This window comes from Caulobacter sp. P1_B12_2, assembly GCF_056406675.1.
The window spans coordinates 1-3,507 of sequence record NZ_JBFTZS010000467.1; the positions used below are offsets into that span (position 1 = coordinate 1).

Below are 3,507 nucleotides of genomic sequence, written 5' to 3' on the forward strand. Positions count from 1 at the left end.
GGCCCACCTGCGGGCCAAGGCCGCCGAACTGGACCGGCGGATCGACGACCTGAGCCGGATGCGCGACGGCCTGCTGCACGCCGCGGCCTGCTCGGCGCCCACCCTGATGGACTGTCCGCGCTTTCGCGGCATCGCCCGGCTGGCCGGACGCCAGGCCGCGGCCCAGCCCGTGCGGCGGCGGTTCCGCGCCGAGCCGGTCTAGGCCACCAGCGCCTTCCATCCGAACGCCAGCAGCGGCCGGGCGTTGGCCACGAAGTCGGCGATGATCTCGGGCAAGTCGTCGTCGCCGATCTCGGCCCCGGTCAGAGGGCGGCGGACCAGCCAGCGCGTGCGCTTCAGGGCGGGCTCCAGCGTCGTGCCCGCATGGTCCTCGAACCCCTTGGGCATGCGCTTGGTCGGCTCGCCCGGATCCAGCGGCAGCCCCTTGGCGGTCAGGGCCTTCTCGACCGTCAGCCAGCCCTTGGGGTCGGCGACGATGGCCCGGCGGAAGGCGTCGATGTGCGGGCGCTCGGTCAGGTAGAAGCCCGCCGCCGCGAACGGTCCGCCACCGGAATAGCCCGTGTCGGCCGCCTGGGCCGACGGCAACGTCGAGGGATCCAGCGGATCGATGCTCTCGGGATCGAAGGCCGGCAGCGGGCCGCCCTCCGGTTCGATGTGCACATAGACCAGACCCGGCGACAGCTTCTGGCCGTCCCGCGTCAGGGTGGCCGAGACGTGGGTCTTGTAGGGCCGCTTGTCCTTGGAGAACCGCACGTCGCGATGGATGCGGAACACGCTCTTCTTAGGATCGCCGGCCAGCGGCAGGTCGCGCGCCGCGAAGGCCCCGTTCAGGGCGTCGATCAGGGCTGACAAGGTCGGCTTGAGGCGATCGTCGTAGACGGCGCGGTGGGCGGTGAACCACTCGCGGTCGTTATGGGCGGCGAGGCCCGTCAGGAAGGCCAGGTCGGCGGCGGCGAAGCCGGGAAAGGACGTGCGAGTCATGGCCCGAGGCTAGACCAGAGACCGCCGCCTGTCCCTGCTGACACCCGCTGTCAGCAACCACGCCCGACAGGAACATATAGGAAACAAACGACCTTGCGCCGAGGCTCCGGCGGGTGGACGGTCTGCGCGATCCTTCCCCCACCCAGGAGCCGCACCCATGAGCATCCAAGACATCGCCGCCGACCTCGTCGCGCTGTGCAAGGCCGGCAAGTTCGACGAGGCCGGCGAGAAATACTGGGCCGACGACGTGGTCAGCATCGAGGCCATGCCCGGCGACATGGCCCGCGTCACCGGCAAGGACGCCGCGCGCGGCAAGGGCGAATGGTGGGCCGCCAACCACGAGGTCCACGCCTTCGAGGTGACGGGTCCTTATCTCAACGGCGACCAGTTCGTCGTCGGCTTCAAGATGGACCTGACGCCCAAGGCCACCGGCGAGCGCACGACCATGGACGAGGTCGGCCTCTACACTATCCGCGACGGCAAGATCGCCGAGGAGCGGTTCTTTTATTGAGAAAGAAGCAACCCTCTCCCGGAGGGGAGAGGGTTGCTCAAAGTTCCAAGAACGGCGCGAACCCGCCGAAGATCATGCGCTTGCCGTCGAACGGCATGTCCTTCGGGTCCTGCTTGAGGCGTGGATCGGCCATGACCTTGGCCATGATCTCGTCGCGAGACGCCTTGTCCCGATAGACGATCCACGAGAACACCACGATCTCGTCGTCGGTCGCCTGGACCGCCCGCGGGAACGAGGTCAGCTCGCCATAGGGCACGTCGTCGCCGAAGCATTCGACGTAGGACAGCGCGCCGTACTCCATCCAGACCTTGCCGCCCAACTGGGCCATGGCCTTGTAGTCATCGACCTTGGCCTTGGGCACGGCGATCACGAAACCATCGACATAGGACATGGCGTCCTCCTTCTGGGTTGTTGCTTCCCAAAGGACGCGCGACGGCGGGCCGTTCCGACACGACGCCGAAAAATCTCCGCAGGCGGCGCCATTGCACTTAAGCGCGACCATGTCATGGTGCTCAACCTTGCAGAGCGTCGCCTCGCGGTGAACGCTTCACGGTCGTGGACCCGGAGGCAGACCCCATGGCGCCGATCAGAGGATTCTTCGTGTGGAGCGGCGGCGCGCTGCTGATCCTGATCCCGTTCTTCCTGCTCGCCATCCTGGGCTGGCCCGCCCATCCGGACTCCTGCACCAACATCAACGCGCAAGGCCAGCAGGTCGCCAAGTACGTCGACGGCGTCCTACAGCCCCCCGACAGCTGCTACTGCGAGCATTTCGAGGTGCAGGACGTCGTCGACGGCAAGCCCGGCATCCGGCAGAAGATCAACACCTACAGCAATTTCTACGCGCTCTTCACGTCGCTCGGCCTGGTGTTCCTCATCCGGTGCGACCGCAAGAAGGTCCTGGAGGACGGCGCCGAGATCAAGAACGCCTTCTGGGATTCCAACAGCTGGATCCCCGAGCTCTATGTCTTCGCCGCGCTGTTCCTGGGCCTGGGCAGCATGTTCCTGCACGCCTCGCTGTCGAGCACGCTCAGTTGGTTCGACGGCATGTCGATGTACGTGTTCGCCAGCTTCCTGCCGGTCTACACCCTGCGGCGGCGGTTCGACCTGAAGATCTTTTTCTACACCGCCTATGCGGTCCTGGTGATCGTCTTCACCATGCTCAACCGGCTGCCGGGCATGGAGGAGGCCTCCACGCTCCTGATCGGGATCCTGCTGGGCCTCTACGCCATCGCCGAGGCGATCGTGACGGGCTACGACATCTGCAAGATGGGCTTCATCGCGTGGGGCAAGCGGCTCTATGTCAGCCTGTTCAAGGACGGCTGGCTGCTGCTGCCGATCTTCTGCTGGTTCGGGGGTCTGGGCAGCTTCGGCCTCGCCGCCTACTTCCGCGCGGTCTCGCAGACCGGCGAGCCCATGTGCCGTCCCGAAAGCTGGTTCCAGCCGCACGGCCTGCTCTGGCACACCCTGGCGGGGGTGATGGCGGTGCTGGTGTACTTCTACTGGCGCGGTCTGCGCGACAACGACACGGTCGACTGGGCGGGCTCCTCCTAGGCGATGACCCCCACCCTGCCGATCAGGGCTGAACCGTGTAGCCCGCCGAGGCCGGCACCCAGATCAGGGTGTCGTTCAGGTCCTGGCGGGCCGCGCCGGCCATCGTGACCTCGGCGATCCACCAGTCGCCGCTGCGCCGATAGGTGGTGCAGACCTCCTGGCCCAGCATCGGCGCCATCGACTCCAGCAGCCCGGCGCGGATCGGCGCGGCGTCGGCCTCGGGCAGGCGCCGGCCGCGCACGGCGATCTGGGCCTTGTCGACGCCCGACAGCGGCCCGCAGACCGCCCCGTCCCGCATCGTCACCGGCGCGACCGTGGTCRTCGTCWCCAGCGGCGAGTCCTGGAGCACCACCTCGGCCTTGTTCAGGATCTTGCCGTCGGCCTCGAAGCTGTAGCCGCCCATGGCCCGGCAGGTCTTGCGGACCGTGTCGGGGCCATAGCACTGCAGGTCGCCGATCCTGGCG

5 protein-coding genes and 1 pseudogene are annotated in these 3,507 nt (G+C 67.4%); 3 read left to right on the forward strand and 3 right to left on the reverse strand.

What is annotated here, in order from left to right; all coding sequences use genetic code 11:
• Positions 1-202 (forward strand): annotated as a pseudogene (locus AC1DZ6_RS21560) (MerR family transcriptional regulator); the annotation flags it as partial.
• On the opposite strand, the gene AC1DZ6_RS21565 reads toward AC1DZ6_RS21560, so the two are convergent.
• The gene (locus tag AC1DZ6_RS21565; RefSeq protein ID WP_477099179.1) at positions 199-981 is read right to left on the reverse strand and encodes a DUF2461 domain-containing protein; all 783 of its coding nucleotides are present in this window, start codon (positions 979-981) and stop codon (positions 199-201) included. The pseudogene AC1DZ6_RS21560 and the gene AC1DZ6_RS21565 overlap by 4 nt on opposite strands.
• Before the next feature lie 157 nt (positions 982-1,138).
• Between AC1DZ6_RS21565 and AC1DZ6_RS21570 the strand changes: the two genes are divergently transcribed.
• Positions 1,139-1,492, forward strand: coding sequence for a SnoaL-like domain-containing protein (locus tag AC1DZ6_RS21570; protein ID WP_477099180.1), 354 nt, complete (start codon positions 1,139-1,141; stop codon positions 1,490-1,492).
• A 37-nt stretch (positions 1,493-1,529) separates the two neighbouring features.
• Here the strand turns inward: AC1DZ6_RS21570 and AC1DZ6_RS21575 are convergent, their stop codons facing one another.
• On the reverse strand, positions 1,530-1,883 hold the full coding sequence (locus AC1DZ6_RS21575; RefSeq protein ID WP_477099181.1) for a DUF1428 domain-containing protein: 354 nt from the start codon (positions 1,881-1,883) through the stop codon (positions 1,530-1,532).
• 185 nt (positions 1,884-2,068) lie between these two features.
• On the opposite strand from AC1DZ6_RS21575, the gene AC1DZ6_RS21580 reads away from it, so the two are divergent.
• Entirely contained in the window at positions 2,069-3,043 is a 975-nt protein-coding gene (locus tag AC1DZ6_RS21580) for a hypothetical protein (protein ID WP_477099182.1), read from the forward strand.
• A 22-nt stretch (positions 3,044-3,065) separates the two neighbouring features.
• Here the strand turns inward: AC1DZ6_RS21580 and AC1DZ6_RS21585 are convergent.
• On the reverse strand, positions 3,066-3,507 hold a 442-nt coding region (locus AC1DZ6_RS21585), incomplete at its 5' end, for a hypothetical protein (protein ID WP_477099183.1).